A 26,733-nucleotide genomic window follows, 5' to 3' on the forward strand; every position below is an offset into this window, starting at 1 on the left:
CGCGGCCGCCGTCACAACGAGAGCGCGCGGTCAGGACCAGAGCGCCACGAAGTAGCCGACGCCGTAGGGCGCCTCGGCGTAGAGCAGCCGCCCGTGCCGACCCGGGCCCGCCGCACCGGCCAGCGCTTGCAGCGCGGGCCGGCCCGCCACCCACAGTTCCCGTGCGAGCGCCGGGTCCAGCTCCGCGAGCGCGACCTGATCGGCCGCCTCGAGCGCCGCGCCGAGCGCGAGGTCGTACGGCTCGGCGCGCGCGTCGAGGTAGCCGGGGGCCTTCTCGGTCCGGCACGCGGACCCGTCCCCCACCACCAGGAGCGCGACCCGATCGGCGCCCGCGACCAGTTCGGCGCCCCGGGCCGCGCACCGCGCGGGCTCGGCGTCCGCGGCGATCTCCGCGCCGCTGACCGGGCTCGGCGCGGTCCCCGAGGCGATCCGGTCGGCGGCCCACGGGGAGCGGCCGAGCAGCCACGCGCCGACGGTCAGCGCGGGCGACAGGCGTGCCGCGGCGCCCGCTCCCAGGGTCACCTCCAGGTCGACCCCGTACGGCGCGAACGAGCCGGTCCCGCCGGCCTCCAGCGTCGCGTCCGCCTCGCCCGCGCCCAGCACGATCAACCGGTCGGGTGCCGCCTCCGCCAGCGCGGCCAGGGCCTGATCACACGCGGCGCGCAGGCCGTCCAGCTCGGCTACGGCCCCGCGGGCCAGCTCGGGCACGATCATCGGGGGGCACGGGACTACCGCGGCGGCTACGAGCATTCAGGGAGAGTACTAAGCGCCCGCCGCGACGCCTCTCGGAGCGCGTGATGGGATGGATCACATGCCAGAACTGATGTTGGTGCGACACGGTGAGACCCAGTGGAGCAGGTCCGGGCGGCACACGGGGCTGACCGACATCCCGCTGACCCCGGAGGGCGAGGCCCAGGCGAAGGCGGTCGCGGACCTGCTCGTCGGGCGTACCTTCGCACTCGCCCTGACCAGCCCGCTCGTCCGGGCCCGACACACCGCGGAACTCGCCGGGATCACCGGCGCCGAGGTCGAACCGGATCTGGTCGAGTGGGACTACGGCGGCTACGAGGGCATCACCACGAACGAGATCCGCGAGAGTGTGCCGGGCTGGTTCCTGTGGCGGGACGGGGTGATCCCCGGCGACGCGGAGCACCCGGGCGAGTCGATCGCCGACGTGGGCCGCCGGGTGGACCGGGTGCTGGAGCGGGTGCGTCCGGTGCTCGAAGCCGGCGAGGACGCGGTGCTCGTCGCGCACGGCCACCTGCTCCGCGTGCTCACCGCGCGCTGGCTGGGTCTGCCGGCGCGGGACGGCCGGCTCTTCCGGCTGGAGACCGCCCGGCTGTCCACGCTCGGCTACGAGCGCGAACAGCCGGTCCTGCTCGGGTGGAACGTGAGCTGAGCGGCGCTCAGTCGCAGCAGGCGACCGCGGTCGGGGCGGCCCCGACCGCGGGCGCGCCGATCTGCGGCATGCCGAGCAGTACGCCGGCCTTGGCCGAGGGGGCGGCGGGGGCCGCGTTGCGCCGCTCCCACGCGTCGCCCGCGGGGGTGCGCCGGATCGCCAGGGTCGGCTTCTCCGCGAGCAGGTGGTGCGGCGCGGCGTAGGTGATCTCGACCGAGACCATGTCACCCGGTCGCACGCCTTCGGCGGGGCGCTCGAAGTGCACCAGGCGGTTGTCCGGGGCCCGCCCGGACAACCGCGCGGTGTCGTGGTCCTTGCGGCCCTCGCCCTCGGCGACCAGCACCTCCAGGGTGCGGCCGACCTGGGCGCGGTTCTCCGCCCAGGAGATCTCCTCCTGGAGCGCGAGCAGCCGCTGGTAGCGCTCGGTCACGACCTCCTTGGGCACCTGGCCGTCCATCGTGGCGGCGGGCGTGCCGGGGCGCTTGGAGTACTGGAACGTGAACGCGGCGGCGAACCGGGCCTCGCGCACGGTGTGCAGGGTCTGCTCGAAGTCCTCGTCGGTCTCCCCGGGGAAGCCCACGATGATGTCGGTGGAGATCGCCGCGTCCGGCATCGCCGCGCGCACCCGCTCGATGATCCCCAGGAAGCGGTCCTGCCGGTAGGAGCGGCGCATCGCGCGCAACACCGCGTCCGAGCCGGACTGCAGTGGCATGTGCAACTGGTGCATCACGTTCGGCGTCTCGGCCATCGCCGCGATCACGTCGTCGGTGAAGTCGCGCGGGTGCGGCGAGGTGAAGCGCACCCGCTCCAGGCCGTCGATCCGTCCGCACGAGCGGAGCAGCTTGGAGAACGCCTCGCGGTCGCCCATGTCCGAGCCGTACGCGTTCACGTTCTGGCCGAGCAGGGTGACCTCGATCACGCCCTCGCCGACCAGCGTCTCGATCTCCGCGAGCACGTCGCCGGGGCGGCGGTCCTTCTCCTTGCCGCGCAGCGCGGGCACGATGCAGAACGTGCAGGTGTTGTTGCAGCCCACCGAGACGGCCACCCACGCCGCGTACGCCGACTCGCGTCGGGTGGGCAGCGTGGAGGGGAAGACGTCGAGCGACTCCAGGATCTCGACCTGGGCCTCCTGCTCGATCCGGGCCCGCTCCAGGAGCACCGGCAGCGCGCCCACGTTGTGCGTGCCGAAGACCACGTCCACCCACGGCGCCTTGCGCACGATGGTGTCCCGGTCCTTCTGCGCGAGGCAGCCGCCGACCGCGATCTGCATGCCGGGGCGTTCGGCCTTCGCGGGCGCGAGGTGGCCCAGGTTCCCGTACAGCTTGTTGTCCGCGTTCTCGCGGACGGCGCACGTGTTGAAGACGACCACGTCGGCCGGCTCCCCCTTGGGCGCGCGGACGTAACCCGCGTCCTCCAGCAGACCGGACAGTCGCTCGGAGTCGTGGACGTTCATCTGGCACCCGTAGGTGCGGACCTCATAGCTTCGCGCAGTCATAACACCCGACAGGGTACGGGGTTTGCTTCGTGGCGTGTGTGGGCGTCCGCCATGGCAAACTCGCCGCCGTGCCCTCCTTGTCGTTCCTCCCCGTTTCCGTGCGCGACGCCTGCGCGCGCCGGCCGCGCCTGGTGCGGGCCGGGCTGGCCACGTTCGTGCTGCTGTGCGTGCTCGGGGGCTACGCGGTGCTCTCGACGGACGAGCGGCCGACGCCGGGCGGGCCGGTCTCGTTGGCCACCGGGGTGCCGACCGGGGTGTACCACCGCTACGGCGAACTGTTGCGGCCCCGGCTGTCCGCGGACCTCAAGGTGCGGGTCGCGGTGAACTCCAGCGGGGGGTCGGTGGAGAACCTGCGCCGGGTGATCGAGGGTGTGGACACGTTCGGCATCGCCACCTCGGACGCGGTGGCCGACCTGGGGCCGGCCGACCGGGACGGGTTGCGCGCGGTGGCCCGGTTGTACGACGACTACGTGCAACTGGTGGTGCCCGCCGATTCGCCGGTGCAGCGGATCACCGATCTGCGCGGGCGCCGGGTGGTGGTGGGGCTGCCCGGATCGGGGGTGGAGCTGATCACCCGCCGGCTGCTGAGCGAGGTGGGCATGAGCGACATGGAGCAGGCCATCACGCCGGTCCGGATCGGCATCGGCGAGGCCACCCAGCGGTTGCGCGACGGCACGGTGGACGCGTTCTTCTGGTCCGGCGGGCTGCCCACCGGGGCGGTCTCCGACCTGGCCGAGCACTGGTCGGTGCGGCTGGTGCAACTCGGCGACCTCGCGGGCAAGCTGCGCGATCGCTACGGACCGGTGTACCGCGAGGCGGTGGTGCCCGCGGACGCCTATCCCGGGGGCACCGAGACGCCGACGATCGCGGTGCCGAACCTGTTGGTCACCCGGGCGTCGCAGGATTCGGTGCTGATCAGGCGGGTGACCGAGACGGTGATGGAGAACCGGGAGGCGATCGGACGCGAGGTGCACGCCGCGCAGTTGGTCGACCCCAGGACGGCGATCTTCACCGATCCGCTGCCGCTGCACTCCGGCGCCCAGAGCTGGTACCGATCGGTGAAACCCTGATCGGACAGATCGTGATGCCCAGGGCGTCGCGCGAAGCGGTCCCGATGGCACATGCTGGGTTCGTGTCATGGTGTTCGGGACCGACATCTACGCTCTGAGCTTGTAGGCCAGACCGTGCGCGGTCCCCGAACCGACGCTGTGAGCCGACCGGGGGGAAGGCCGCAATCATGGTCAGGGAGGCCCGCTTGCTCGGGAGGAGGGTGCGACCGCGGTGTCCGAGGGGGAGATCGGCCGAATACTGAACAATCGATACCGCCTGAGCCGCAGTCTCGGCCGAGGCGGTATGGGCGAGGTCTGGCTGGCCGTGGACACCGCCCTCGGCCGCGAGGTCGCGGTCAAGGAACTGCTGCTGCCGAAGTCCCTGGACGCCGGGTCGCAGCGGTCCTGGCTGGAGCGCAGCAAACGCGAGGCGATCGCCGCGGCCCGCATCCGCCACGAGAACGTGGTGACGGTGCACGACGTCTTCGAAGAGGACGGTTTGCCGTGGATCGTCATGGAATTGGTGATCTCGCGCTCGCTGGCCGACGTGATCCGCGCGGAGGGTCGACTCGACCACGCCGAGGCGGCCCGGATCGGCCTGGACGTGTTGCGGGCGCTGCGGGCCGCGCACGCCAAGGGCGTGCTGCACCGTGACGTGAAGCCGGCGAACGTGCTCCTGGGCATGGACGGCCGGGTGGTGCTCACCGACTTCGGCATCGCCACCTTCGCCGACGCGCCGCAGGTCACCCAGTTCGGCGAACTGCTGGGCACTCCGGGCTATCTCGCGCCCGAGCGCGCGGAGCACTTCGCCCGGGCCCGGCCCAGCGTGCTCACCGACGACGGATCGAGCGAGCACACCCTCGCCGACCACCCGGACGCGCTGGATCCGGCCTCCGACCTGTGGTCGCTGGGCGCGACGCTGTACGAGATGGTCGAGGGTCTCGCGCCGTTTCGTCGGGCCTCTCCCGTGGAGGTCGTGGACGCGGTGGTCAACGCGCCGCCCGCGCCGCCCCGGCACGCGGGTCCGCTGGAGCCGGTGATCATGGGCCTGTTGCGCAAGGACCCGACCCGGCGACTGGACGCCAAGGAGACCGACGCGCTGTTGACCCGGGTCGTGCAGGACTCGGTACCGGTGACCTGGGGCGGCGACCCGCTGCCCCGGCGCGCGGTCGAGGAGTGGGACGAGGGCGCCGAGGCGACCTACGCGGGCGGACCGCCGATCGAGGAGCCCGCCCCGCGCCGGCTCGGCCGGGCCCGGTGGTGGCGGCGCACCCGGATCGCGCTGCCCGCCGCGCTGGCCTTCCTGTTGGTCGCGGTGGGCGCGTCCTGGCTCGCGGTGGAGAACAACCGGGCCGAGGGCGGCACACACGCGCCCGACCCGTTCGCCGACCTGCGCGAGAAATCGCCCACCTATCGGGCGATGGTGGCCCGGGGGCGGATCATCATCGGGGTCAAGCCGGACCAGCCGGGGTGGAGCGTGCGCACCGGCGATCAGGCGTATCAGGGCTTCGACGACGACGTCGCCCGGATGATCGCGGAGGACCTCGGGTTCAAGGACCGCGTCACGTTCATGGACGTGGAGACGCAGAACCGCGAGTACCGGATCACCAGCGGGCAGGTCGACCTGGTCGTGGCCAGCTACACGATCAACGCGGCCCGGTCGCGGAAGGTCTCGTTCGCCGGGCCGTACTTCATCGCCGGCCAGGACTTCCTGGTCCGCACGGACGAGCCGGGCGTCGACGGTCCCGAGGACCTCGCCGACAGCGCGGTGTGCGTGGTGCGCGAGTCGACGTCGGCGGTGCGCATCCGCAGCGAGTTCCCGACCATGAAGGTCCAGGAGCGCGGCAAGTACTCCGAGTGCGTGGACGAGTTGCTGGCCAAGAACGTGCGCGGGGTCAGCACCGACGACGCGATCCTGTCCGGCTTCGTCGCCCAGCACCCGGGCACGCTGCGCATCCTGGGCCGGCCGTTCTCGGACGAGCCGTACGGCGTGGGGCTGAGCAAGGGCGACGTAGCACTCGCGGAGGCGGTGTGCGGAGCGCTGAACCGGCACATCGCCAACGGCGACTGGCAGCGCGCCTACGACGTGCGACTGCGTCCGCTGGGCCTGCCGCAGCCGCGCGCGCCGCAGTGCCGGGTGGCCGAATAGCGCGGGTGCGTCGGCCGCGGCCGACGGCGCTCAGTCGGCCCTGGGCACGATCATCGTCACGGTCAGTCCCCCGCCCTCGCGCGCGGCGAAGTCGATCGTGCCGCCACTCGCGCCCAGCAGCGTGCGGGCGATCGACAGGCCCAGGCCGGAGCCGTCCACGTTCTGGTGCCGCGGGCTGCGCCAGAACCGGTCGCCCACCCGGCGCAGTTCCTCGAAGGTCAGTCCCGGCCCGCGGTCGCTGACCCGGATCTCCACTCGGCTGCCCACCGCCGAGCACGCGACGGTGATCGTGGTGTCCTCGGGAGCGAACTTGAGCGCGTTGTCCAGGATCGCGTCCAGCGCGCTGCCCAGGGTGACCGGATCCACGTTGCCGGTCAGCGCGAGCGGGCCCTCCTGCTCGAACCGACGACCGCGCGAGCGGGCCAGCGTCTGCCACGCGTCGACCCGCTCGTGCACCAGGGCCGCGACGTCCACGGCCCGGGCGGACGGGCGCGCGTTCTCGGCCAGCGCCAACTCCAGCAGTTCGTCCAGGACGTGGGTGAGCCGACGGCCCTCGTCGCGCACCCCGTCCAGCGTCTCGCCGTGGCCGGGCGGCAGCGACAGGCCCAGTTCCTCGATCCGCAGCAGCAGCGCGGACAACGGGTTGCGCAGTTGGTGCGAGGCGTCCGCGGCGAACGCCCGCTGTTGGTCCACGACGGTCTCCACGTGGTCCGCCATCTCGTTGAACGACCGTGCCAGGCGCCGGAGTTCGGGTGGACCCTGGGCGCCGGCCACGCGGGCCCCGAGCCGGCCGGTGGCGATCTCGTGGGTCACCGAGTCGAGCACCCGGACCGGGCGCAGCACCCATCCGGTGAGTCGGGTCGCCAGCAGCAGCGCGGCGAGCACCGCGACCACCTCTCCGGCGAACAGGATCAGCCACACCCGCTGGATCTTCGAGCGCATCCGGCCGGTCGGCGAGTCGGTGAGCACCACCGCGACCACGTCGCCCCGGTGGATCACCGGGACCGCCACCACGATGCGATCGCGCTGCCAGGGCCACACCTGCCCGGGGTCGTCGCTGCGTCGCCCGGCCAGCGCCTCGGTGAACGCGGGCGAGCGCGGGTCGATCCGAAATCCCGGACGCGACACGGCGATCGGCTGACCGCGCCGGTCGAACGCGCCCACCCGGATGCCGTAGACGGCCTCGTAGCGCTCCAGTTCCGAGCGCAGCATGTCCAGGTCGGCGGCGTCCGGACCGGGCCGCTGCCCGCCGTCGGTCTGCGCGCGCACGGTGTCGGAGACCACGGTCAGCTGGGTGTCCGAGACGAAGCGGGTGAGGTCGTCCACCCGGTCCCGGATCAGCTCCTGCTGATGCGCGGACGCGCGGGAGATCGCCAACGGAATGCCGAGCGCGATCAGCACTGCGGTCATCAGGGCGAGGAGCAACGCGAGCAGGCGGGTGCGCACAGGAACCGGTGACGATCCTTCGGGAAGCCGGTGGGATCAGGCTTCGGGGACGACACGGTAGCCCACGCCGCGCACCGTCTCGACGATCGCGGGATTGCCGAGCTTGGACCGCAGTGACGCGACGTGCACCTCCAGGGTGCGGTTGTTGCCCGCCCAGCTCGTGTGCCAGACCTCGCTGATGATCTGCTCGCGCCGGAACACCACGCCCGGGCGCTGGGCCAGCAGCGCGAGCAGGTCGAACTCCTTGCGGGTGAGCACCACGTCGATGCCGCCGACGGTGACCCGCCGGGTGGCCGGGTCCAGTTCGATGCCGCCGGGCCCCTTGGCGGCCTGCGCACTCTCCGCGGCCGGCGCGTCACTGCGCGTGCGCCTGCTCACCGCGTGTATTCGGGCCAGCAGTTCGCCGATGTCGTAGGGCTTGGTGACGTAGTCGTCGGCGCCCAGGTTCAGGCCGTGTATCCGGGACCGGATGTCCGCACGCGCGGTGACCATGATCACCGGGACGTCGCACAGCCGCCGGATCCGGCTGCACACCTCGAATCCGTCGTGGTCGGGCAACGACAGGTCGAGCAGGACCACGTCGGGGACGTCGTCGATCGCGGCGAGGGCTTCCTCGCCGGTGGTGGCGTGTCGCACGGTGAAGCCGTGCCGACCCAGGACCGCGCGTAGCGGCGCGGCGACTCGCAGATCATCCTCGACGAGCAGGAGGCGCACGTGGTTCCTCACATCTGACGATCCGTTACCGACTCTTGACCTCAAGACAAGCTCAAGTGCACTGACTCGGGGGGTGCTGCCTGCCCTAGTGTCACGCACCACCCGGCGTCGCCGGGAGACTCTCGAACCCACCTGCCACCCGGTCGCGCAAAAAGATACGGGACGACTCTGGACGGAGCCCGCCATCGTGACGACGGATGCCTCTGACATCGCACCGAAGCCGCCGGTGCTCGCCAAGAGCGACACCACCAAGGACGCCCACCCCGGCGAGCCCCTCGTCGTGTTGGAGAACGTCAACAAGCACTTCGGCGCCCTGCACGTGTTGCAGGACATCGACCTGACGATCCACAAGGGCGAGGTCGTCGTCGTCATCGGCCCGTCCGGATCGGGCAAGTCGACCCTGTGCCGCACGATCAACCGGCTGGAGGCGATCGACGGCGGCCGGATCACCATCGACGGGAACCTGCTCCCGCAGGAGGGCCGCGAGCTCGCCCGGCTGCGCTCGGACGTCGGCATGGTGTTCCAGTCGTTCAACCTGTTCGCGCACAAGACGGTGCTGCAGAACGTGACGCTCGGCCCACTCAAGGTGCGCCGGGAGAAGGCCGACGTGGTCACCCGTCGGGCGCACGAACTGCTGGACCGGGTCGGCGTGGGCAGTCAGGCGGACAAGTACCCGGCCCAACTCTCCGGTGGTCAGCAGCAGCGCGTCGCGATCGCCCGGGCGCTGGCCATGGAGCCCAAGGTGATGCTCTTCGACGAGCCCACCTCGGCGCTCGACCCGGAGATGATCAACGAGGTCCTCGAGGTCATGCGCGACCTGGCCCGCGAGGGCATGACGATGGTCGTGGTGACCCACGAGATGGGCTTCGCGCGCTCCGCCGCGAACCGGGTGATCTTCATGGCGGACGGCCGCATCGTCGAGGAGAACACGCCCGAGGAGTTCTTCAGCAACCCGCGCAGCGACCGTGCTCGGGACTTCCTCTCCAAGATCCTGCACCACTGAGTCGATCCCGCCTCCCCGAGTCGCGTCGGGCGCCGTCGGCGCGCCCGCTCCGATCGGCGGCACGACTCGCGCTTCGCCCCACGAGTTTCTGTTGTCCTCAGGCCTGTTTCGCCTCATTCACGCAAGGACGTTGATCATGAAGATGCGCTCATCCGTGGCCGTCGCCGGCATCGCCGTGCTCGCCCTGTTCGGTACCGCGTGCGGCAAGGACGGTTCGCCGGAGGCCAAGACGCCGGGCGGCACCACCGGTGGTTCGCAGGGCGCGCCCGGCGCTCCCGGTGCGGCCAAGCCCGAGCTGCCCACCTACACGCCCAAGACGGACGTCGCGCTCACCGGCTCGAAGACCTTCGACAACGCCAAGAAGCGCGGCAAGCTGATCGTCGGCGCCAAGGAGGACCAGCCCTTCCTCGGCTCCAAGGACCCGGCCACCGGCAAGTACTCCGGCTTCGACATCGAGATCGCCAAGATGATCGCGGCCGACCTGGGCTTCGGCCCGGACAAGATCGAGTTCAAGGCCATCGCGTCGACCAACCGTGAGAACGCGCTGGTCAACGGTGACATCGACTACTACGTCGGCACCTACAGCATCACCGACAAGCGCAAGGAGCAGGTGTCCTTCGCGGGTCCGTACTACATCGCCGGCCAGTCCCTGCTGGTCCGCAAGAACGAGACCGCGATCACCGGCAAGGACACCATCAAGGGCAAGACGGTGTGCTCCGCGAAGGGCTCCACCCCGCTGCAGAACCTGCAGAGCAAGTTCCCCGAGACCACCACCCGGGTGTTCGACACGTACTCGCTGTGCGTCGAGAGCCTGCTGTCGAACCAGGTCGACGCGGTCTCCACCGACGACGCGATCCTCAAGGGCTACGCGGCCAAGGACCCGGGCGCGCTCAAGGTGGTCGGCGAGCCGTTCACCACCGAGAACTACGGCGTCGGCCTGAACAAGGACGACGCGGTGTTCCGCAACGCGGTCAGCGACGCCATCGAGGCACACGAGAAGAGCGGCGACTGGAAGAAGGCGTACGACGCCACGCTCGGCCTGTCCGGCTCCGCCGCCCCGGCCATTCCGGCGCTCGTCCGCTACTGACCGTCGATCGTCGCGCGCCGACCGGTCCCGGCTCCCCCGGGACCGGTCGGCGCACGACCCCTCCCGCTCCCCGCCGCACGTGACCGGGGGAACGGGCCGTCACCCCACCCCTGAACCCACGATCACGGAGAGGAGGGCTCGATCACGATGCTCGAGGTGATCCAGGACAACTGGGATCTCTTGCGGCACGGCTTCGTCGGGACGCTCAAGCTGACCGTCGTCTGTGGGATCGTGTCGCTTCTGCTCGGCACGCTGATAGCCGCGTGTCGGGTCTCGCCGGTGCCCCCGCTGCGCTGGTTCGGCGCCGCCTACGTCAATCTGTTCCGCAACACCCCCCTGACGCTGATCTTCTTCGCCGTCGCACTCGGCTTCCCCAAGCTGCGCTTCAACCTCTCCTTCTTCCAGTTCGCGGTCATCGCGCTGAGCACGTACACCGCCGCCTTCATCTGCGAGGCGATCCGCTCGGGCATCAACACCGTCCCGATCGGTCAGGCCGAGGCCGCCCGCAGCCTGGGCATGTCCTTCACCCAGACGCTGAGCCAGATCGTGCTGCCGCAGGCCGGTCGGGCGGCGGTCCCGCCGATCGGCAGCCTGCTGATCGCGATGGTCCGCAACTCGGCCATCGCCAGCGCCTTCAACGTCACCGAACTCATGGGCACCCAGGCGCAGATGGTGGAGAACGGCTACAAGTCGCTGTGGGTCCTGCTGTGGATCGCGGTCGGCTATCTGATCATCACCTTGACCATGAGCGCGCTCCTCGCCGCGCTCGAGAAGAAGCTGGCGGTGGTCCGATGAGCCGCGAAGCGAGTGTGCTGTTCGACGTACCGGGCCCCAAGGCGCGCCGGCGCAACCTGATCATCGGCGTGCTGGGCAGCGTGGCCCTGATCGCGTTCATGGTCTTCGTGGTCGTGCGGTTCGAGGACACCGGCCAGTTCGAGGCGGCCAAGTGGGACCCGTTCCAGTACACGGGTGTCCAGCAGTTCATCTTCGACGGCCTCAAGGCGACCCTGAAGGCGTTCGCGCTGGCCGCGGTGTTCTCGATCGTGCTCGGCGCCTTCCTGGCCGCCGGCCGGCTCTCCGATCACAAAATCGTGCGCTGGGCCTCGACCACGTTCGTCACCTTCTTCCGCGCCATGCCGCTGCTGGTGCTGATCTTCATGCTCTACCTCGTCCCGGGCAGCCAGGGCTGGTGGAAGTGGGATCCGATGTGGCCGCTGGTGGTCGGCCTGACCATCTACAACGGCACCGTGCAGGCGGAGAACATCCGCGCGGGCATCCTCGCCGTGCCCAAGGGCCAGAGCGAGGCGGCCTACGCGCTGGGCATGCGCAAGACCCAGGTGATGACGATGATCCTGGTCCCGCAGGGCATCCGCACCATGCTCCCGACGATCATCAGCCAGGTCGTGGTGACCCTCAAGGACACCTCGCTCGGCTTCCTGATCACCTACCCGGAACTGCTCGCGGCGGCCAAGCTGATCGGTGGCTACCAGGACTACCACATGCCGTTCATCCCGGTCACGATCATCGTCGGCACGATCTACGTCGCGATGTGCATGATCCTGTCGGCGTTCGCCACGTGGCTCGAGCGCAGGCTGCGCACCTCGCGCAAGGGCAAGCCGCCGGCCGTCGCCACGCCGGCGCCGGGCGAGTCGTCCCGCGACGCGGTGGCCGTCTGACCCCGCCGGACGCACCGTCCCATCCCCGCACCACCGACCGACGCCCCGCGGTGAACGCCACCCGCGGGGCGTCGCTTTGTCGTCGAAGGGCCCCGGTGCCGGATGATGGGCGACGAGTACGACACGTCTTGCAACACTTGGGGGGCCACGATGGCGGGCAACGCTCCGCGCGCGGACTCGGTGATCATCGCGGGTGCCGGGCCCGCCGGTTTGGCGGCCGCCCTGGCACTGGCCGGGCGCGGGGTGCGCTCGGTCGTGGTGGACTCCGGCAACGGCACACCGCGGGCGGGCTCGCGCGCGTGCGCGCTCGACGGCGCGACGCTGGCCTTCGTCTACGACCTGACCGGCACCCGGCTCGACGGCGCCGCCGAGCCGTGGGGCGTGCAGCGGATCCGCCGACGCACCCGCGACGTCCCGCAGCCGGTCGACGAGCCGGAGGCCCCGGTCCGCTACGGACTTTCCCAACAGCGCCTGGAGCGCGCCCTGTTGGACGCCGTGCACGCGAGCCCACTGGTGACCACCGCGTGGCGACACCGGATCGAGGGGGTCGAACAGGACGAGACCTCGGTCACCCTGCTCGCCCGCGGTCCCGGCGGCCCGGTCAAGTGGCGCGCGCAGTGGCTGGTGGCCTGCGACGGTTCGCGCTCGGTGGTCCGGCGCGCGGTGAACGTGCGCTTCCCCGGCCGCCCGCGGGTGGACCGCCTGTTGTGCGCGGACGTGAAGGTACGGCTGCCGCGCCGGATCACCGCGACCTCGCTGGTGCCGCCGGACCCCTCGCTCGCCGACGAGCCGCCGACCCCGGACACGAGCGGGCCGGCCACCCCGTGGTTGTTCGTGGACCCGCCCTTCCACCGCGGCGGCACGGTCCTGGCCCAGCCGCTGCCGGACGACGTATGGCGACTGACCTGGCAGCTCCCGATGGCCCACGGGGTGGCCAAGGCCGCCGAGGAGACCCGGGTGATCCAGGTCGTGGGCGACCTGGCCGACCCCAAGCGGGTCTCCGCGCGGGTGCGTTCGGTGTTGCGCACGCTGGACGCGCTCTCCCCCGACTCCGACAGTGCCGAGGATCCCGCGCACGACCTGCTGTGGAGCGGCGAGTACGAGGTGCACCAGCGGCTCGCCCGCCGCTTCCGGGTCGGCCGGGTGCTGCTGGCCGGGGACGCCGCGCACCTGGTCCACCCGTCCGCCGCGGACGCGGTCGAACTCGGACTCCAGGACGTCCGCAACCTGGCCTGGAAGCTGGCCTTCACGCTGCGCGGATACGCTCCGATCCGCCTGTTGGAGACCTACCACGGCGAGCGTCGGGGGGCCGCCCGGCGACGGCTGGCGCTCGGCGAGGACGCGCTGCACTTCCTCGCGCCGGTGAGTCCGGCGCAGAAGATGGGCCGCCGGCTGACCCTGATGGGCGCGCGCGGCAAGGGCACCACGTTGCGCCGGCTCGACCCGCGCGGCCCGGCCGCGAACACGTCGGGCCCCGACTACACCGGCTCGCCGCTGCTCACCCCCGGCCCCGGGGTCGGCGAATGTATCCGGGACGTCCCGGTGGTCCGCGCGGACGGCGCCGACGGGTGGCTGACCGAGTGCCTGGACCGAGGACTGGTCGTGCTGTTGATCGCCCCCGGCATAGAGGTGTGGCACGGCGATCGCTGGCGCGAGGCGGGCCTGATGCCGCGGCTGCGCGCGCGCCTGGACAAACTCGCCGCGCCGGCCGAGCTGGTGGTCACCCCGGAGTACCCGGGCGCCGGCGCGCACACGATCCTGCTGATCCGGCCGGACGGCTACCTCGCGGCGCACCTGCCCCCCGAGCACCTGGACATCCTCGAGGAGACCATCGACCGCGCCCGCGGCGCGGGGCACTGAAGCGGCGGCCGGAACCGCCCGGTCCTCGGACGCCGGAGGGGCCGACCATCGATCGGCCCCTCCGGCGCTCGACGACGGCGGACCGCAGGCCGGACCGGGCCCGGATCAGATCCCGTAGTGCCACGTGGTGAGCATGTACGCGCCGTACCACATGCCGAACAGACACATCCCGGCGAGCACCAGCACCGTCGTACGCGTGCGGGCACGCGCCAGCACCGTCGCGAGCGGGACGAAGAACAGCAGCGTGGGGATCATCAGCCGCAGCTTCGAGTGGTAGTAGTTGCTCTGGCACAGCGTCATCACCAGTATCGACAGGCCGTACACCGCCAGCGGCGGCCAGATCCGTCGGTTCAGCGCGACCAGCGAGCCGGCCACGGCCGCGATGATCAGCACCGCCGTACTGACCGCTATCCACTGGTCGCCGTTGCGCAGCGTGTCGGTCAGGAAGTGCCAGAGCGCCTCGCCGTTGTCCCACCTGGTGCCCCAGCCGGCGTCCTGGATGGTGAACCACGCGTCGGTCTCACCGAGCCGGGTGCCCACCCACAGCAGGTACATCGGCATGCCCAGGCACGCGATCACACACGCCGCGATCGGCGGATACAGGAGCCGCCGGTGTTGCCACATCTCCAGCAGCGCGGCCACCCCCAGCGCGGCGATCGCCGCGATGCCGGCCGGTCGGGTGACGCTGGTCAGGCACGCGAGCAGGCCCGCGGTCATCCAGGCCCGTCGGTGCGCGGCGAGCAGCGTGCCCACCGCGAGCGCCAGGAACAGCGTCTCGCTGTAGGCCATCGAGAAGACCACGCCCATCGGCTGCGCGCCGCCCACGAGCACCGTCATCACCAGCGCCGCGCGCCGGTCGTACAGGCGCTGCATGAACACGTACAGCACGCACAGCGCGACGGCGGTCGCGAGGTGTCCGGCGATCAGGCCGGCCGTCTCGTAGTCGGCGCCGGTCAGGTAGTGCACGATCCGGACCAGGCCCGGATACAGCGGAAAGAACGCGAGGGTGTTGCCGGTGAGGTCGCCCTCGGGGGTGTACGTGAAGCTGTCCGGGTAGCCGTGCGCGGCGACGTCCACGTACCAGTGGGCGTCCCACTGCATCAGCCGGTCGCGCAGGCTCGGACCGCCCGCCGGGATCATCCACGAGAGCACCAGTAGCTGGAGCACGGCGGTGCCCGCGTACACCGCCAACGGCGGCCACAGCAGCCGGATTCCGCGCTCCGCGACCGACAGGGCCCCGGACGGGTTCGCGTCGGGGGCGCCCCGGCCCGGGGTGGACGGCGGCGCGCCCGGTATCCGGGGCTCGTCGATGACGGTCAACACGTACTCCTCAGTGGGTTCCGGTTATTCAACGCCGAGGGCAACTGACACGGTTGACGCCCTTCGCGCGTTTTCTGTGTGGCCTATGTCACGCGTTCGACTTCTGACGCCCTGTCAACTCCGGGCGCGAAGTTCTACTGTGCTGCTTCGTAGTCCGTTCGGAGGAGTCGCATGCCCGTCGCACCGCAGATCCAGCCGATTCTCGACGCTGTCGCCGCCGCGCCGCCCCTTCCGGCCGACCTGCCCCTGGCGGAGCGTCGTGCCGCGTCGAACAAAGCTCTCGAGTCGTCCATCCTCGCGTTCGTCGAGCCCGCGCCGGAAGGTGTGACGACGCGGGATGTGAACATCACGGTGAAGGAACCCGAACCGGGCAAGATCACCGCCCGCGTGTACACGCCGGCCGGCGCCGCCCCCAGGGGCGGTCGTCCAGGCTACGTGTACCTGCACGACGGCACGTGGTGGCTCGGCTCGGTGGACCGCTCCGACGCGCACTGCGCGCACATCGCCGCCGAGAGCGGCGCCGTGGTGGTCTCGGTCGAGTATCGCCTGGCACCCGAGTTCAAGTTCCCGTGGCCCCTGGAAGACGTGTACGCCGCGTGGATCTGGGTCCAGGAGCGCGCCTTCCAACTCGGCGTCAACCCGGACAAGGTCGCCATCGGCGGCGCGGGCGCGGGCGGCAACCTGGCCGCGGCCTGCGCGATCATGCTGCGCGACCGCCGGCAGCCGACCCCGCTCGCCCAGGTGCTGGACGCCCCGATCCTGGACCTGACCCTGTCCGGGGCCTCCGTGCAGGAGCACGGCGAGGGCCTGCTGCTCACCCGCGAGGCGCTGGAGGAGGCGGTCCGGCTCTACCTGACCAGCCCGCGCAGCGAGCGCACCGACCCGCTCGCCTCACCGCTGCTCGCCGAGGACCTCGCCGGACTGCCCACCGCGCTGGTGCTCACCGGCGAGTACGACCCGCTGCGGGACGAGGGCGAGGCCTACGCGAAGCAACTGGAGGCGGCCGGCGTCGCGGTCGAGGCCAAGCGCTGGGACGGTTTCGTGCACGGCGCGGGCGAACTCACGGCGTTGTTGCCCGAGGCGCGCGAGTACCGCTCGACGATCGCGCGGTTCCTCGAGCGCACGCTGGCCTGATCGGGCGGGGCCGCCTCACTCCGCCCCGCCCCCGGACATGCGAAGGCCGTCCCGTCGGGCTCACGCTCGACGGGACGGCCACAGGTCCACGGCCTTCGGGCGACAGCAGAAACATCCGGCGCGCGGACTCTCCAAGTGTGACGTGCATGATCGAATCCGGCCACCCCTCGGCCTCATTTTGATCATGAATCTCGCCGTTTTCGATCGGCTGGGCGCGCCTACTCGTGCCCGGCCGGGCTGTCCTGTGCCTCGACCGCCTCTTGCACGGTGTCGTGCACGGCCACCATCAGGGTGAAGCCGGTCAGCCGCAGCACCCGCGCGACCGCCCGGGTCGGCGCGATGAGCCGCAACGAACCGCCCGCCTCGCGGGCCCGCCGCTCGGCCCGGACCAGGATCCGCAGGCCGAACGAGTCGATGAACGCCACCGAGGACAGATCCAGCAGCAGCCGGGTCAGCCCGGCCGACACCTGTCGGCTCAGCGCGTCGTCGAGCACCGGACCGCTGTCCATGTCGATCTCGCCGTGCACGGTCACCAATGTGTGACCGGCTCCGACCGTCGACACCTGCACCAGGAGGGGACCACTCGCATCGTTCACGGGCGCATGCCTACCCTTCGATCCCGGGAGCACACCTCAGGTGTCCCGCCGGGATCGGCAATGCGCGCCCGTCACGCGCGTCACCCGCGCGGCGGGCCCGACCGACCCCCGCGCACCCGACCGGACGGCGCGCGGGCACCCGGCTCAGCACTCGATGATGTTGACGGCGAGGCCGCCGCGCGAGGTCTCCTTGTACTTGACCTTCATGTCCGCGCCGGTCTCCTTCATGGTCTTGATCACCTTGTCCAGCGAGACGTGGTGCCGACCGTCGCCGCGCAGGGCCATCCGGGCGGCGGTGACCGCCTTGACGCCGGCCATGCCGTTGCGCTCGATGCACGGGATCTGCACCAGGCCGCCGACCGGGTCGCAGGTGAGCCCGAGGTTGTGCTCCATCCCGATCTCGGCGGCGTTCTCCACCTGCTCGGGGGTGCCGCCCAGGACCTCGGCCAGGCCGCCGGCGGCCATCGCGCACGCCGAGCCCACCTCGCCCTGGCAGCCGACCTCGGCGCCGGAGATCGACGCGTTCTCCTTGAACAGCATGCCGATCGCGCCCGCGGCGAGCAGGTAGCGGACGATGCCGTCCTCGTCCGCGCCCGGGACGGTCGCCACGTAGTGGTGCAGGACGGCCGGGATGATCCCGGCGGCGCCGTTGGTGGGCGCGGTGACCACCCGGCCGCCGGCCGCGTTCTCCTCGTTGACCGCCATCGCCCACAGGGTGACCCACTCCATCGCGTGCGTGGGCCGGTCCCCCTCGGCGCGCAGCGTGCGGGCGGTCCGCGAGGCACGGCGGCGCACCTTGAGCCCGCCGGGCAGGATGCCCTCGGTGGCCAGGCCGCGCTCGACGCACCCGCGCATCACCTGCCAGATCTCCAGCAGTTCGGCGCGGATCTCCGCCTCGGTGCGCCACGCCTTCTCGTTCTCCAGCATCAGCGCGGACACCGACAGCCCGGTCTCCCGGGTCAGCCGCAGCAGTTCGTCGCCGGTGCGGAAGGGGTAGCGCAGCACGGTGTCGTCGGGCTTGACCCGATCCGCGCCCACCGCGTCCTCGTCCACCACGAAGCCGCCGCCCACCGAGTAGTAGGTCTTGGTGAGCAACTCGGTGCCGTCCGCGTCGCGCGCCCACGCGGTCATCCCGTTCGCGTGGTACGGCAGCGTCTTGCGTCGGTGCAGCACCAGGTCCCGGTCGCCGTCGAAGGCGATGTCGTGCACGCCGAGCAGCCGCAACGTCCCCGACTCGCGGATGCGCGCCAGCTCCGGCTCGACCTCCTCCGGATCGACGGTGCGCGGCGAGTAGCCCTCCAGGCCGAGCAGCACCGCGCGCGGGGTGCCGTGGCCGTGGCCGGTCGCGCCCAGGGAGCCGTACAGCTCGACCCGGACGGAGGCGACCCGGTCCAGGACACCCTCACTCTTGAGCCGCTGCGCGAACATCCGCGCGGCGCGCATGGGACCCACCGTGTGGGAGCTCGACGGGCCGATCCCGATCGAGAACATGTCGAACACACTGATCGCCAAGGCGGATGGCCCTTCAAGCGGACGGCAGGGACGTGTGCGCGCCGAGGGACGCGCTTGTGGCGGTCCGACGGCTCGGACAACGCTCCCCAGGCTAGGTCACCGACCGGTGCCGCGGGGGCCCGGATCAGACCGGTCCGTCCCAGGCTCGCCACGGGGTCTCGTCGAAGTCGCCGGCTTCCTCGGTCTCGGCCTCGTGTGCCAGCGCGTCCCGGACCACCCGCAGGGCCAGGCCCTCGCCGTATCCCTTGCGCGCGAGCATGCCCGCCAACCTGCGGATGCGCTTGTCCCGGTCCAGGCCGCGCGTGCCCGGCAACCGGCGGGCCACCAGGGCCCGAGCGGTCTCCAATTCCTGTTCCGGGTCCAGTCGGGCGACCGCCTCGTCCACCACGACGGCGTCCACACCGCGTTGCCGCAGTTCCCTGGCCAGGGCGCGGCGGGCCAGGCCCTTGCCGGTGTGCCTGGTGTCGACCCACGCGCCCGCGAAGGCGGTGTCGTCGATCAGTCCCACGTCGGTGAATCGGCCCAGCACGTATTCGGCGACCTCGTCGGGCACCTCCCGACGGCGCAGCGCGTCCGCCAACTGGGCCCTGGTGCGCGCGCGCCCGGTCAACAGGCGCAGGCAGATCGCCCGCGCGGTGGCCTCCGGATCGGCGAGCGGTTCGGGTGCCGCGTCGGCTCCCTCGGCGCCCTCGGCACGATCGATGCCCTCGTCGTCCGCGTCCCGGCGGGCCCGGCCCCGAGTCCCGGCCCGCTCCCGCCCGTCCCGTTTGCCGCGCTTGGCCCGACCGCCTTCGGACCGCCGACCGGCGGTCCGCTCGTAACTCCTCGAGGCGGCGGCCCCCGAGCCGTCGTCCTCCGGGTCGTGCTCCTCCGCGTCGCGCTCCCCGCCGTCGCGTCGGGTCGGGCCGGCTCGGCGCGCGGCACCTCCCTGGGCACCACCACGCACGGCTCGACCACCACCCGTCGCGGCACGCGCAGTGACGGCCGCCAACGCGGCCCGCAGTTCGGCGGCGTCGACCGGCGGGGAGACGGGTCCGTCCTCGGATCCGTCCCCCCACGTGTTCGACCACTCGCCGGCAGGGCGACCCACGGGCTCAGCCCTCCTCGGGTTCCGCTTCCGCCGGCACGTCGACCCGCGGGCCGACTCCCAGCTTCTCCTTGATCTTCTTCTCGATCTCGTCGGAGAGGTCGGGGTTGTCCTTGAGGAACTTCCGCGCGTTCTCCTTGCCCTGACCGAGCTGGTCGCCCTCGTACGTGTACCAGGCGCCGGACTTGCGCACGAAGCCGTGCTCGACGCCCATGTCGATCAGGCCGCCCTCGCGGCTGATCCCGACGCCGTAGAGGATGTCGAACTCGGCCTGCTTGAACGGCGAGGCCAACTTGTTCTTGACCACCTTGACCCGGGTGCGGTTGCCGACCGCCTCTGTGCCGTCCTTGAGCGTCTCGATCCGCCGGATGTCCAGTCGCACCGACGCGTAGAACTTCAGCGCCCGACCACCGGTCGTGGTCTCCGGCGAGCCGAACATCACGCCGATCTTCTCGCGGAGCTGGTTGATGAACAGCGCGGTGGTGTTCGTCTGGTTGAGCGCACCGGTGATCTTGCGGAGCGCCTGGCTCATCAGTCGGGCCTGGAGGCCGACGTGCGAGTCGCCCATCTCGCCCTCGATCTCGGCGCGCGGCACGAGCGCCGCCACCGAGTCGATCACGATGATGTCGACCGCGCCGGAGCGCGTCAGCATGTCGACGATCTCCAGCGCCTGCTCGCCGGTGTCCGGCTGCGACACCAGCAGCGCGTCGGTGTCGACACCGAGCTTCTTCGCGTAGTCCGGGTCGAGCGCGTGCTCGGCGTCGACGATCGCCGCGATGCCGCCGGCCCGCTGCACGCTCGCGATGGCGTGCAGCGCGAGGCTCGTCTTGCCGGAGCCTTCCGGGCCGTAGACCTCGACGACGCGGCCCCGCGGGAGGCCACCGATGCCCAGTGCCACGTCGAGCGAGATCGAGCCGGTGGGAATGACCTCGATCGGTGCGCGCGCCTCGTCGCCGAGACGCATCACCGAACCCTTCCCGAACTGTCGTTCAATTTGGGCGAGGGCGTTCTCCAACGCCTTCTCGCGATCCTGTCCTGCCATGCCTGCCGCCTTGCCGGTCTGTGGTGTTCGCTTCACACCTTGAACGCTAACCCGTCGCACCGACACGCAGGCACGACCGGCGTACGCCTGTGGACAACGTCGGGTCGAAGGTTAGCCCGAACCTTTGTTCGAATTCGATGCCGACACGCCACCACGAGCCGGCATCCACCCATACGGGGGACGGGTGCCGGGCCCGTCCACGGCCGGATCAGGCCCGCGCCGCGAGTTCACGCGAACGGCGCACGCGGTGCCGGCGCAGGTAGTAGAAGGCGATGTTCCCGTCCAGCGCGGCGAGCAGCACGAACGGGACGCCGAGCCAACTGCCGCCGACGAAGGCCACCACGGCGGCGGCGAGCGCCAGGACGCACACGATCACGGCGAGGACGACGATGCGGGGCATGGCGGGGGCTCCAGACGGGCGCGGGCGGGGAACGGGTCGCGGGCGGTACGGGCGCGACGCGCTCCATTGTCGCCCCCGCCGACCCGGCCGCCGGCACCGGCCGGCGGCGCCCCCGGGGCACCCGGAGCACCCGGGGACGACCGAGGCACGTCCGCCGACCAGCGAAAGTTGAACCAGCAACAAACCCGAGGTAGTTTGTTAAGCGTTCAACCAAATGCTTCCGCTCGCCTCGCCGTCTCCACGGAGGAACCCATGACCCGCATCCTCGCCATCTCCGGCTCGCTGCGCGCCGAGTCGTTCAACACCGCGCTCCTGAACGCCCTCCAGCCGTTCGCGCCCGAGGGCATGCAGATCGAGGTGTACAAGGGCCTGGACGAGCTGCCCCACTTCAACCAGGACCTCGAGGCCGAGCCACCGGCGTCCGTGGTGCGCCTGCGCGAGGCGATCGCCGAGGCGGACGGCCTGATCATCACCACCCCCGAGTACAACCGCAGCCTGCCGGGCGTACTGAAGAACGCGCTGGACTGGGCCTCGCGCCCGTACGCGCAGGGCGTGCTGGCCGGCAAGTCGATCGTCGCGATGTCCGCCTCGCCGGGCGTCCAGGGCGGCATCCGCGCGCTGATCCAGCTCAAGACGCTGCTCCGGGACCTGAACAACTTCGTCGTCTCCGGCCCGGAGATCTCCGTCCCCGAGGTGCACACCCGGCTCGGCGTCGAGGCCGACGTGCAGCACGTGCTCACCGACCCGGCCACCGCCGGCATGGTCACCCACGTACTGGCCGGCCTGCGGGACGCGATCGACAACAACGCCGGCGAGCTGGTCGCCCGCCCGCTGGGCGCCTGGGCCGCGTCGCTGGCCTGACCCCGGGCGGCACCCGTACGAGGCGAAACGGCGTGAGGCCCCGCACATCCGATGATGTGCGGGGCCTCACGCCGTTTCGGTCGAGTGCGTCGTGGGTCGCACCCGGGATCGCCGCCTCACACGTCGGTGACGCGCAGACCGGCGTGCGCCTTGTATCGGCGGTTGGTCGAGATGAGGTTGGCGGTGAGCCCCTCGACCTGACGCGCGTTGCGCAGCCGACCGGCGTACACACCGCGCATGCCCGGGATCCGCGAGGCGAGCGCCTGCACCGTGTCGGTGGCGTCGCGCTGGTCGCCGAGCACCATGATGTCGGTATCCAGGGATTCGACGTTCGGATCGAGCAGCAGCACCGCGGAGACGTGGTGGAAGGCGGCGGTGACGGCCGAGTCGGTGAGCACCGCGGCGGCCTGCTGTGCCGCGCTGCCCTCCTCGACGTCGAGCACGAACGCGCCCTGCTTGTCGAAGCCCATCGGGTTCACGCAGTCGACGACGATCTTGCCCGCGAGCTCGCTCTTGAGCGCGACGAGCAGGTCGCGGTGCCCCTCCCAGGGCACGGCGATGATCACGATGTCGCTCTCGGCCGCGCAGGTGGCGTTGTCGGCGCCGCGCACACCGGCGCCGAGCTCCGCCGCGGCGGAGGCGGCCCGTTCGGCGTTGCGCGATCCGATGATCACTTTCTGGCCGGCGACGGCCAGGCGGTACGCGAGGCCGCGGCCCTGCTCGCCGGTGCCGCCGAGGACGCCCACGACCAGATGGTCGATGTTCGGCAGGTCACGCGGGTCGCGTTTGGGGGACGAGGGGGTTGTCATGGGCGCGATCCTGCCGGCCGAAACCGCAGAGGACACGGGGTGTGCACCCGGATGCAGTCGAGGTCACAGTGGTTTTCGGCTGTGCGGGTCGATTCACTCCGAAATAGCACTTATATATGACAACCGGGACGAACCGTGTTTCCTTGGAAGAGAAAACTTTCTCTTCGCTCTCCAAGGAGACGCAGTGCCGGCCAAATTCATTGTCACCAAGGGACGCTCCGGCAAGTTCGGATTCGTCCTGGCTGCCGCCAACGGTTCGACCATCATCAAGTCGTCGCCCTATGGGACGAAGCGCGAGGCGTTGACCGCGCTTCGGTCCGTCCAGCGCAACGGCGACACCGAGACGGTCGACGACCGCACCGTCGACGCCCCGGCCTCGGCCCGGGCCCGGGTGTCGAGGTCCGCGGCCTCGTCCCGCCGGACCCCGGTCGCCCGGACCGTCGCCAAGCGCGGCGGCACGGTGCGCAGGAGCGCGCCCGCCAAGTCCGCCACGGCGAAGGCACCACCCCGAAAGGCGGAATCCCGAAAGGCCTCGACCAAGCCCTCGACCACTCGAAAGGCGGTATCGAGGACGACGGCATCGAGGACGGCGGTTTCCCGGTCCACCTCCTCGCGCACCCGAAAGGCGGTATCTGCGCCGAGCGGATCGCGAAAGCGGACCACGGCCGGGTCGCGCCGCGCCTGACCCACGCCCACCCCTCCCTCGATCGCCGGTCTCCGAACCCGCGCGCGCAACCCACGGCTTTGTCCGGGGTCCCGGCGCGCGGGGACGGGAAAGCGGTCGAGCAGCCCCGGGGCCCCGGTCCCGGGCGGAGGAGGTGGGCGCGTGGCTTCCGGCACGACCCACCGGGCCCGGCCCGCGTCCGTGGTCCCGCTCCCGAAGGGCCCGGCGGATCCCGCCGAGTCGGTGTCCGGCCCCCCGGCCTCCCCGGCCTCTTCGAGTCGCCCGGAGTACCCACCGCGGGCGGCGGCCGGGCCCCCGAACCCTCCGAGTGACCCGACAGCCGCCCGAGCGGCCGGTTCAGCGGCGCCCGGGGTCGTTCCAGTTGGGGTCGTTCTCCCAGACCTGATTGCGCGTCTTCGCGGTCTCCAGCGCGTTCGCCGCCTCCCGACGGGTGGCGTACGGTCCGAGCCGGTCGCGTGCCGGGCACTCCGGCCCCTCTTCGACCTTGGCGTGCTTGATGCAGTAGTACCACTCACCGGCGCGCCCCTCGGGCTTGCGCCACAGTCTCAACCTCACGACCCGTCCTCCGCCCACTCGAGCTGCTGTCCGTCGTATCCGGTCGTATCGATCGATGCCTCGGTCGCGGCGCCGGCTACACTCGCTGGTTATGGCGATTCTCGTACCCGGTAAGGCAACCCCCATCCGCTCTGTTCCCGCCGACATCCCGCGGCCGGAGTATGTCGGGAAGCCGGCGCCGACCCCGTACACGGGGCCCGAGGTGCAGGACGCCGAGACGATCGAGCGCATGCGGGTCGCGGGCCGGATCGCGGCGGGCGCGATGGAGGCCGCCGCCGCGCGCATCGCACCGGGCGTGACCACCGACGAGTTGGACCGGGTCGCCCACGAGTACGTCCTGGACCACCACGCCTATCCGTCCTGCCTGGGCTACCGGGGATTCCCCAAGACCATCTGCACCTCGATCAACGAGGTGATCTGCCACGGCATCCCGGACACCACGCGCCTGAACGACGGCGACATCGTCAACATCGACGTCACCGTGTTCATCGGCGGCGTGCACGGCGACACCGACGCGACCTACCCGGTCGGCGACGTGGACGAGGAGTCGAAGCTGCTCGTCGAGCGCACCCGCGAGGCGCTGAACCGGGGCATCAAGGCGGTCCGGCCGGGGCGCCAGATCAACGTGATCGGCCGGGTCATCGAGTCCTACGCGAAGCGCTTCGGCTACGGCGTGGTCCGCGACTTCACCGGCCACGGCATCAACAGCTCGTTCCACTCCGGGCTGATCATCCCGCACTACGACGACGAGCGGGCGACCACCGTGATGGAGCCCGGGATGACCTTCACCATCGAGCCGATGCTGACCCTGGGCAGCTACGACTACGACATGTGGGACGACGGCTGGACCGTGGTCACCAAGGACCGCAAGCGCACCGCGCAGTTCGAGCACACCCTGGTCGTCACCGACACCGGCGCCGAGGTGCTGACCCTCGCGTAGCTCCGTGTGGGCCCGTGCGGTCGTGGTCGACACCGGGCGGGCGCGGTGCGGCACCGGGTGCGGGCAGTAAGGTTTCGCGAGATCTCCTCCTGCCCGCTCCCCTGGAAGAGTTGCCGAGTACCGATGCGCATATCCCGCGCGGTGGCCACGGCCGCCGCCCTGCTCGTGACGGCACTCACCGCCACCGGCTGTGTCGCCGTCCACGGCTCCACGACGCCCGTCGAGGCCCTGGACCGGCACGAGGCCGGCAAGGTGCTGCACGACTACGAGGTGCAGAACAACCAGGCCTACGCGAATCGCGACCTCCCGCTCAACGCGCGGGTGGAGACCGGTTCGCTCGGCGCGCTCGACCAGGCCGGCCTGAAGATCCTGAGCTTCACCGACCCGCGCGGCAATCTGGGCAAGGCCCCGATCAAGCACGAGCGGCCCGAGTTCCTGATCCCCAAGGTGATCGGCTGGCCCAAGTGGTTCGCCGTGCACAGCACGCCGAACTTCAACAACGCCAAGCCGAAGTTGCTCGTGTTCGTCAAGGCGAACCCGGACGCGGTCTGGCAGGCCGCGTGGGGCCCGACCCTGCAGAGCCCGTTGCCCGAGCTGAGGCGGGATGCGGACGGCTACCTCGAACCGGTCGCCCCGAACGCCGCGGGACTGGCCGCCACGCCCGGCGAACTGGCGCCCGTGCTCACCGAGTTCCTCAAGGACGGCAAGACCCGCGCCGAGTTGTTCGGGCCCGATCCGTACACCGCGCAGTTGCGCAAGCAGCGCGACGAGCCGATCGGCGAGGGCTTCGTGCGGCAGACGGTGGACAGTGCGGCGAACCAGTTCCCGCCGCTGGCGCTGCGCACGAAGGACGGCGGCGCGCTGGTGCTCTTCGCGCTCCAGCACAGCGTCAAGCTGACCGTGCAACCGCCGCGCCGGCTGGGCGACGTGGACCCCTCGACCCTGACCTTCCTGGCCGGCAAACCGACCAGGGCGGTCACCGAGCACCGGCTCTCCGAGTACGTCGCGGTGGTCCCCAAGGCCGGCGGCAAGGTGCAGTTGGTCGGCTGGATGTACGGCCTGGTCGGCGCCGACGGCGAGTGATCCGCCGGCGCCGGGGTGGTGGGGCGGGCTACATCCAGCGCACGTCGCCGGCCGTCGCGCCCACCGTGTCGCACGCGTCGGTGAGCACGTCCAGCACCCGCAGCGGGTCGGGCAGCGGCAGTTCGGGGCCCCGGATCCAGCGCACCTGCTGCCCCGAGGGGTGCTGTGCGGAGGGGACCAGCACATAGCTGCCCCGGCAGTGCCAGCGCAGGCCCGGGTGCGCGTCCAGCGTCTCGGGATGGCAGTCCAGCTCGCACGGCCACCACTCGTCCTCGTCGGCGGGAGTGCCGCGGGTCGCGGTGAAGAACAGGGTGCGCTCGGGGCCGCAGGAGGCCACCGGGCCGATCTCGATGCCCTGCTCGGCGAATACCGCGAGGGCGATCTCGCCCGCCCGCGCGGGTACGTCCAACACGTCGTGGCCCGCGCCGGTGGCGGTGACGAAGTTGGCCTCCGGATACAACTCCAGCCAGCGCGCCACCTGGACCGGGTCGGTGGACGCCTGGGTCTGCCACGCGAACGAGACCGGGTGCATGCCCGGCGCCGGACAGCCGACCCGGTCACAGGAACAGCCGAAGCCCACCGGGTGCGCCGCCGGACAGACGGGCCAGCCGCGCTCGACCAGGTCCATGAGCAGTCCGGCCCGCCGGTCGCGAACGGTGTCCGGGTCCTCACGCGGTCGACGGCGCAGCCATCCGGCCATTCTGCCCATTCGCTCCATGGAACCCCTTCTTCCGCGTGCGTTTCGTACGCGCCCCACACGGCGCCTCTGCGTATACAACGCGGAAGACCGGCCCGGGCAATCCCCATCATCGCGGGTCGCCCGAGTCGATA

26 protein-coding genes are annotated in these 26,733 nt (G+C 71.4%); 13 read left to right on the top strand and 13 right to left on the bottom strand.

Annotation, left to right across the window (positions count from 1 at the left end):
- Positions 1-30 precede the first annotated feature (30 nt).
- Positions 31-750, bottom strand: a complete 720-nt coding sequence (locus ACWCPW_RS44355; RefSeq protein ID WP_449767312.1) for a hypothetical protein — start codon at positions 748-750, stop codon at positions 31-33.
- Positions 751-811: 61 nt separating this feature from the next.
- Here ACWCPW_RS44355 and ACWCPW_RS44360 point away from each other — a divergent pair, with 61 nt between their 5' ends.
- Complete coding sequence (locus ACWCPW_RS44360) at positions 812-1,399, top strand: histidine phosphatase family protein (protein WP_449767313.1); 588 nt, start codon at positions 812-814, stop codon at positions 1,397-1,399.
- Positions 1,400-1,406: 7 nt separating this feature from the next.
- Here ACWCPW_RS44360 and miaB read toward each other — a convergent pair whose 3' ends face one another.
- Complete coding sequence (gene miaB, locus ACWCPW_RS44365) at positions 1,407-2,894, bottom strand: tRNA (N6-isopentenyl adenosine(37)-C2)-methylthiotransferase MiaB (protein WP_449767314.1); 1,488 nt, start codon at positions 2,892-2,894, stop codon at positions 1,407-1,409.
- Between the two features lie 68 nt (positions 2,895-2,962).
- Between miaB and ACWCPW_RS44370 the strand changes: the two genes are divergently transcribed.
- Positions 2,963-3,964 carry a TAXI family TRAP transporter solute-binding subunit gene (locus ACWCPW_RS44370; RefSeq protein ID WP_449767315.1) on the top strand — a complete coding sequence of 334 codons (1,002 nt, stop codon included), beginning with the start codon at positions 2,963-2,965 and terminating at the stop codon, positions 3,962-3,964.
- 211 nt (positions 3,965-4,175) lie between these two features.
- A complete protein-coding gene (locus ACWCPW_RS44375) occupies positions 4,176-6,092 on the top strand; it encodes a bifunctional serine/threonine-protein kinase/glutamate ABC transporter substrate-binding protein (protein ID WP_449767316.1) in 1,917 nt (638 codons plus the stop codon).
- A 30-nt stretch (positions 6,093-6,122) separates the two neighbouring features.
- Here the strand turns inward: ACWCPW_RS44375 and ACWCPW_RS44380 are convergent, their stop codons facing one another.
- Positions 6,123-7,538: a sensor histidine kinase gene (locus ACWCPW_RS44380; protein ID WP_449767317.1), complete on the bottom strand. Its 1,416-nt coding sequence runs from the start codon at positions 7,536-7,538 to the stop codon at positions 6,123-6,125.
- Between the two features lie 36 nt (positions 7,539-7,574).
- Positions 7,575-8,252 carry a response regulator transcription factor gene (locus ACWCPW_RS44385; RefSeq protein WP_449767318.1) on the bottom strand — a complete coding sequence of 226 codons (678 nt, stop codon included), beginning with the start codon at positions 8,250-8,252 and terminating at the stop codon, positions 7,575-7,577.
- A gap of 226 nt (positions 8,253-8,478) precedes the next feature.
- Between ACWCPW_RS44385 and ACWCPW_RS44390 the strand changes: the two genes are divergently transcribed.
- The 5 genes from ACWCPW_RS44390 (at position 8,479) to ACWCPW_RS44410 (ending at position 13,878) form a co-directional block, all read left to right on the top strand.
- Entirely contained in the window at positions 8,479-9,255 is a 777-nt protein-coding gene (locus ACWCPW_RS44390; RefSeq protein WP_395869600.1) for an amino acid ABC transporter ATP-binding protein, read from the top strand.
- 136 nt (positions 9,256-9,391) lie between these two features.
- Positions 9,392-10,342 carry a glutamate ABC transporter substrate-binding protein gene (locus tag ACWCPW_RS44395; RefSeq protein WP_449767319.1) on the top strand — a complete coding sequence of 317 codons (951 nt, stop codon included), beginning with the start codon at positions 9,392-9,394 and terminating at the stop codon, positions 10,340-10,342.
- 147 nt (positions 10,343-10,489) lie between these two features.
- Positions 10,490-11,137: an amino acid ABC transporter permease gene (locus tag ACWCPW_RS44400; protein ID WP_395869399.1), complete on the top strand. Its 648-nt coding sequence runs from the start codon at positions 10,490-10,492 to the stop codon at positions 11,135-11,137.
- Positions 11,134-12,018 (top strand): amino acid ABC transporter permease, encoded by an 885-nt coding sequence (locus tag ACWCPW_RS44405; protein WP_449767320.1) that lies wholly within the window; start codon positions 11,134-11,136, stop codon positions 12,016-12,018. Before ACWCPW_RS44400 ends, ACWCPW_RS44405 begins: the two co-directional genes overlap by 4 nt.
- 150 nt (positions 12,019-12,168) lie before the next feature.
- Positions 12,169-13,878, top strand: coding sequence for an FAD-dependent monooxygenase (locus ACWCPW_RS44410; RefSeq protein ID WP_449767321.1), 1,710 nt, complete (start codon positions 12,169-12,171; stop codon positions 13,876-13,878).
- Positions 13,879-13,983: 105 nt separating this feature from the next.
- On the opposite strand, the gene ACWCPW_RS44415 is transcribed toward ACWCPW_RS44410, so the two are convergent.
- Positions 13,984-15,198 (bottom strand): hypothetical protein, encoded by a 1,215-nt coding sequence (locus tag ACWCPW_RS44415; RefSeq protein ID WP_449767322.1) that lies wholly within the window; start codon positions 15,196-15,198, stop codon positions 13,984-13,986.
- 171 nt (positions 15,199-15,369) lie between these two features.
- Here ACWCPW_RS44415 and ACWCPW_RS44420 point away from each other — a divergent pair, with 171 nt between their 5' ends.
- Positions 15,370-16,332 carry an alpha/beta hydrolase gene (locus ACWCPW_RS44420; protein ID WP_449767323.1) on the top strand — a complete coding sequence of 321 codons (963 nt, stop codon included), beginning with the start codon at positions 15,370-15,372 and terminating at the stop codon, positions 16,330-16,332.
- 218 nt (positions 16,333-16,550) lie between these two features.
- On the opposite strand, the gene ACWCPW_RS44425 is transcribed toward ACWCPW_RS44420, so the two are convergent.
- The 5 genes from ACWCPW_RS44425 to ACWCPW_RS44445 form a co-directional block, all read right to left on the bottom strand.
- Positions 16,551-16,928 (bottom strand): STAS domain-containing protein, encoded by a 378-nt coding sequence (locus tag ACWCPW_RS44425; protein ID WP_449767324.1) that lies wholly within the window; start codon positions 16,926-16,928, stop codon positions 16,551-16,553.
- A 144-nt stretch (positions 16,929-17,072) separates the two neighbouring features.
- On the bottom strand, positions 17,073-18,440 hold the full coding sequence (locus tag ACWCPW_RS44430; RefSeq protein ID WP_449767325.1) for an L-serine ammonia-lyase: 1,368 nt from the start codon (positions 18,438-18,440) through the stop codon (positions 17,073-17,075).
- Between the two features lie 124 nt (positions 18,441-18,564).
- Positions 18,565-19,386, bottom strand: coding sequence for a recombination regulator RecX (gene recX, locus ACWCPW_RS44435; protein WP_449767353.1), 822 nt, complete (start codon positions 19,384-19,386; stop codon positions 18,565-18,567).
- A 148-nt stretch (positions 19,387-19,534) separates the two neighbouring features.
- On the bottom strand, positions 19,535-20,569 hold the full coding sequence (recA, locus tag ACWCPW_RS44440) for a recombinase RecA (RefSeq protein WP_406300343.1): 1,035 nt from the start codon (positions 20,567-20,569) through the stop codon (positions 19,535-19,537).
- Positions 20,570-20,777: 208 nt separating this feature from the next.
- Positions 20,778-20,969 carry a hypothetical protein gene (locus tag ACWCPW_RS44445; RefSeq protein ID WP_449767326.1) on the bottom strand — a complete coding sequence of 64 codons (192 nt, stop codon included), beginning with the start codon at positions 20,967-20,969 and terminating at the stop codon, positions 20,778-20,780.
- Between the two features lie 252 nt (positions 20,970-21,221).
- On the opposite strand from ACWCPW_RS44445, the gene ACWCPW_RS44450 reads away from it, so the two are divergent.
- Positions 21,222-21,830 carry an NADPH-dependent FMN reductase gene (locus ACWCPW_RS44450; RefSeq protein ID WP_449767327.1) on the top strand — a complete coding sequence of 203 codons (609 nt, stop codon included), beginning with the start codon at positions 21,222-21,224 and terminating at the stop codon, positions 21,828-21,830.
- 116 nt (positions 21,831-21,946) lie between these two features.
- Here ACWCPW_RS44450 and npdG read toward each other — a convergent pair whose 3' ends face one another.
- The gene (npdG, locus tag ACWCPW_RS44455; protein WP_449767328.1) at positions 21,947-22,639 is read right to left on the bottom strand and encodes an NADPH-dependent F420 reductase; all 693 of its coding nucleotides are present in this window, start codon (positions 22,637-22,639) and stop codon (positions 21,947-21,949) included.
- On the opposite strand from npdG, the gene ACWCPW_RS44460 reads away from it, so the two are divergent.
- Positions 22,638-23,324 carry a DUF1508 domain-containing protein gene (locus ACWCPW_RS44460; RefSeq protein WP_449767329.1) on the top strand — a complete coding sequence of 229 codons (687 nt, stop codon included), beginning with the start codon at positions 22,638-22,640 and terminating at the stop codon, positions 23,322-23,324. The two genes, npdG and ACWCPW_RS44460, sit on opposite strands and share 2 nt — an antisense overlap.
- A gap of 336 nt (positions 23,325-23,660) precedes the next feature.
- On the opposite strand, the gene ACWCPW_RS44465 is transcribed toward ACWCPW_RS44460, so the two are convergent.
- The gene (locus ACWCPW_RS44465) at positions 23,661-23,873 is read right to left on the bottom strand and encodes a hypothetical protein (RefSeq protein WP_395869602.1); all 213 of its coding nucleotides are present in this window, start codon (positions 23,871-23,873) and stop codon (positions 23,661-23,663) included.
- A gap of 97 nt (positions 23,874-23,970) precedes the next feature.
- Between ACWCPW_RS44465 and map the strand changes: the two genes are divergently transcribed.
- Together map and ACWCPW_RS44475 are read left to right on the top strand one after the other, a co-directional pair.
- Complete coding sequence (gene map, locus ACWCPW_RS44470) at positions 23,971-24,819, top strand: type I methionyl aminopeptidase (RefSeq protein WP_449767330.1); 849 nt, start codon at positions 23,971-23,973, stop codon at positions 24,817-24,819.
- 123 nt (positions 24,820-24,942) lie between these two features.
- Positions 24,943-25,902 (top strand): hypothetical protein, encoded by a 960-nt coding sequence (locus ACWCPW_RS44475; RefSeq protein ID WP_449767331.1) that lies wholly within the window; start codon positions 24,943-24,945, stop codon positions 25,900-25,902.
- Positions 25,903-25,930: 28 nt separating this feature from the next.
- On the opposite strand, the gene ACWCPW_RS44480 is transcribed toward ACWCPW_RS44475, so the two are convergent.
- On the bottom strand, positions 25,931-26,620 hold the full coding sequence (locus ACWCPW_RS44480) for a bifunctional DNA primase/polymerase (RefSeq protein ID WP_395869430.1): 690 nt from the start codon (positions 26,618-26,620) through the stop codon (positions 25,931-25,933).
- Positions 26,621-26,733 lie beyond the last annotated feature (113 nt).

The sequence above is a fragment of the Embleya sp. NPDC001921 genome, from assembly GCF_053594475.1.

What these genes read in the sequence shown, in the direction of transcription:
- ACWCPW_RS44355 (WP_449767312.1), bottom strand. Translation starts at nt 750, where the DNA reads ATGCTCGTAGCCGCCGCGGTAGTCCCGTGCCCCCCGATGATCGTGCCC.
- ACWCPW_RS44360 (WP_449767313.1), top strand. Translation starts at nt 812, where the DNA reads ATGCCAGAACTGATGTTGGTGCGACACGGTGAGACCCAGTGGAGCAGG.
- miaB (WP_449767314.1), bottom strand. Translation starts at nt 2,894, where the DNA reads ATGACTGCGCGAAGCTATGAGGTCCGCACCTACGGGTGCCAGATGAAC.
- ACWCPW_RS44395 (WP_449767319.1), top strand. Translation starts at nt 9,392, where the DNA reads ATGAAGATGCGCTCATCCGTGGCCGTCGCCGGCATCGCCGTGCTCGCC.
- ACWCPW_RS44400 (WP_395869399.1), top strand. Translation starts at nt 10,490, where the DNA reads ATGCTCGAGGTGATCCAGGACAACTGGGATCTCTTGCGGCACGGCTTC.
- ACWCPW_RS44405 (WP_449767320.1), top strand. Translation starts at nt 11,134, where the DNA reads ATGAGCCGCGAAGCGAGTGTGCTGTTCGACGTACCGGGCCCCAAGGCG.
- ACWCPW_RS44410 (WP_449767321.1), top strand. Translation starts at nt 12,169, where the DNA reads ATGGCGGGCAACGCTCCGCGCGCGGACTCGGTGATCATCGCGGGTGCC.
- ACWCPW_RS44420 (WP_449767323.1), top strand. Translation starts at nt 15,370, where the DNA reads ATGCCCGTCGCACCGCAGATCCAGCCGATTCTCGACGCTGTCGCCGCC.
- recA (WP_406300343.1), bottom strand. Translation starts at nt 20,569, where the DNA reads ATGGCAGGACAGGATCGCGAGAAGGCGTTGGAGAACGCCCTCGCCCAA.
- ACWCPW_RS44445 (WP_449767326.1), bottom strand. Translation starts at nt 20,969, where the DNA reads ATGCCCCGCATCGTCGTCCTCGCCGTGATCGTGTGCGTCCTGGCGCTC.
- ACWCPW_RS44450 (WP_449767327.1), top strand. Translation starts at nt 21,222, where the DNA reads ATGACCCGCATCCTCGCCATCTCCGGCTCGCTGCGCGCCGAGTCGTTC.
- ACWCPW_RS44460 (WP_449767329.1), top strand. Translation starts at nt 22,638, where the DNA reads ATGGGCGCGATCCTGCCGGCCGAAACCGCAGAGGACACGGGGTGTGCA.
- npdG (WP_449767328.1), bottom strand. Translation starts at nt 22,639, where the DNA reads ATGACAACCCCCTCGTCCCCCAAACGCGACCCGCGTGACCTGCCGAAC.
- map (WP_449767330.1), top strand. Translation starts at nt 23,971, where the DNA reads ATGGCGATTCTCGTACCCGGTAAGGCAACCCCCATCCGCTCTGTTCCC.
- ACWCPW_RS44475 (WP_449767331.1), top strand. Translation starts at nt 24,943, where the DNA reads ATGCGCATATCCCGCGCGGTGGCCACGGCCGCCGCCCTGCTCGTGACG.
- ACWCPW_RS44480 (WP_395869430.1), bottom strand. Translation starts at nt 26,620, where the DNA reads ATGGAGCGAATGGGCAGAATGGCCGGATGGCTGCGCCGTCGACCGCGT.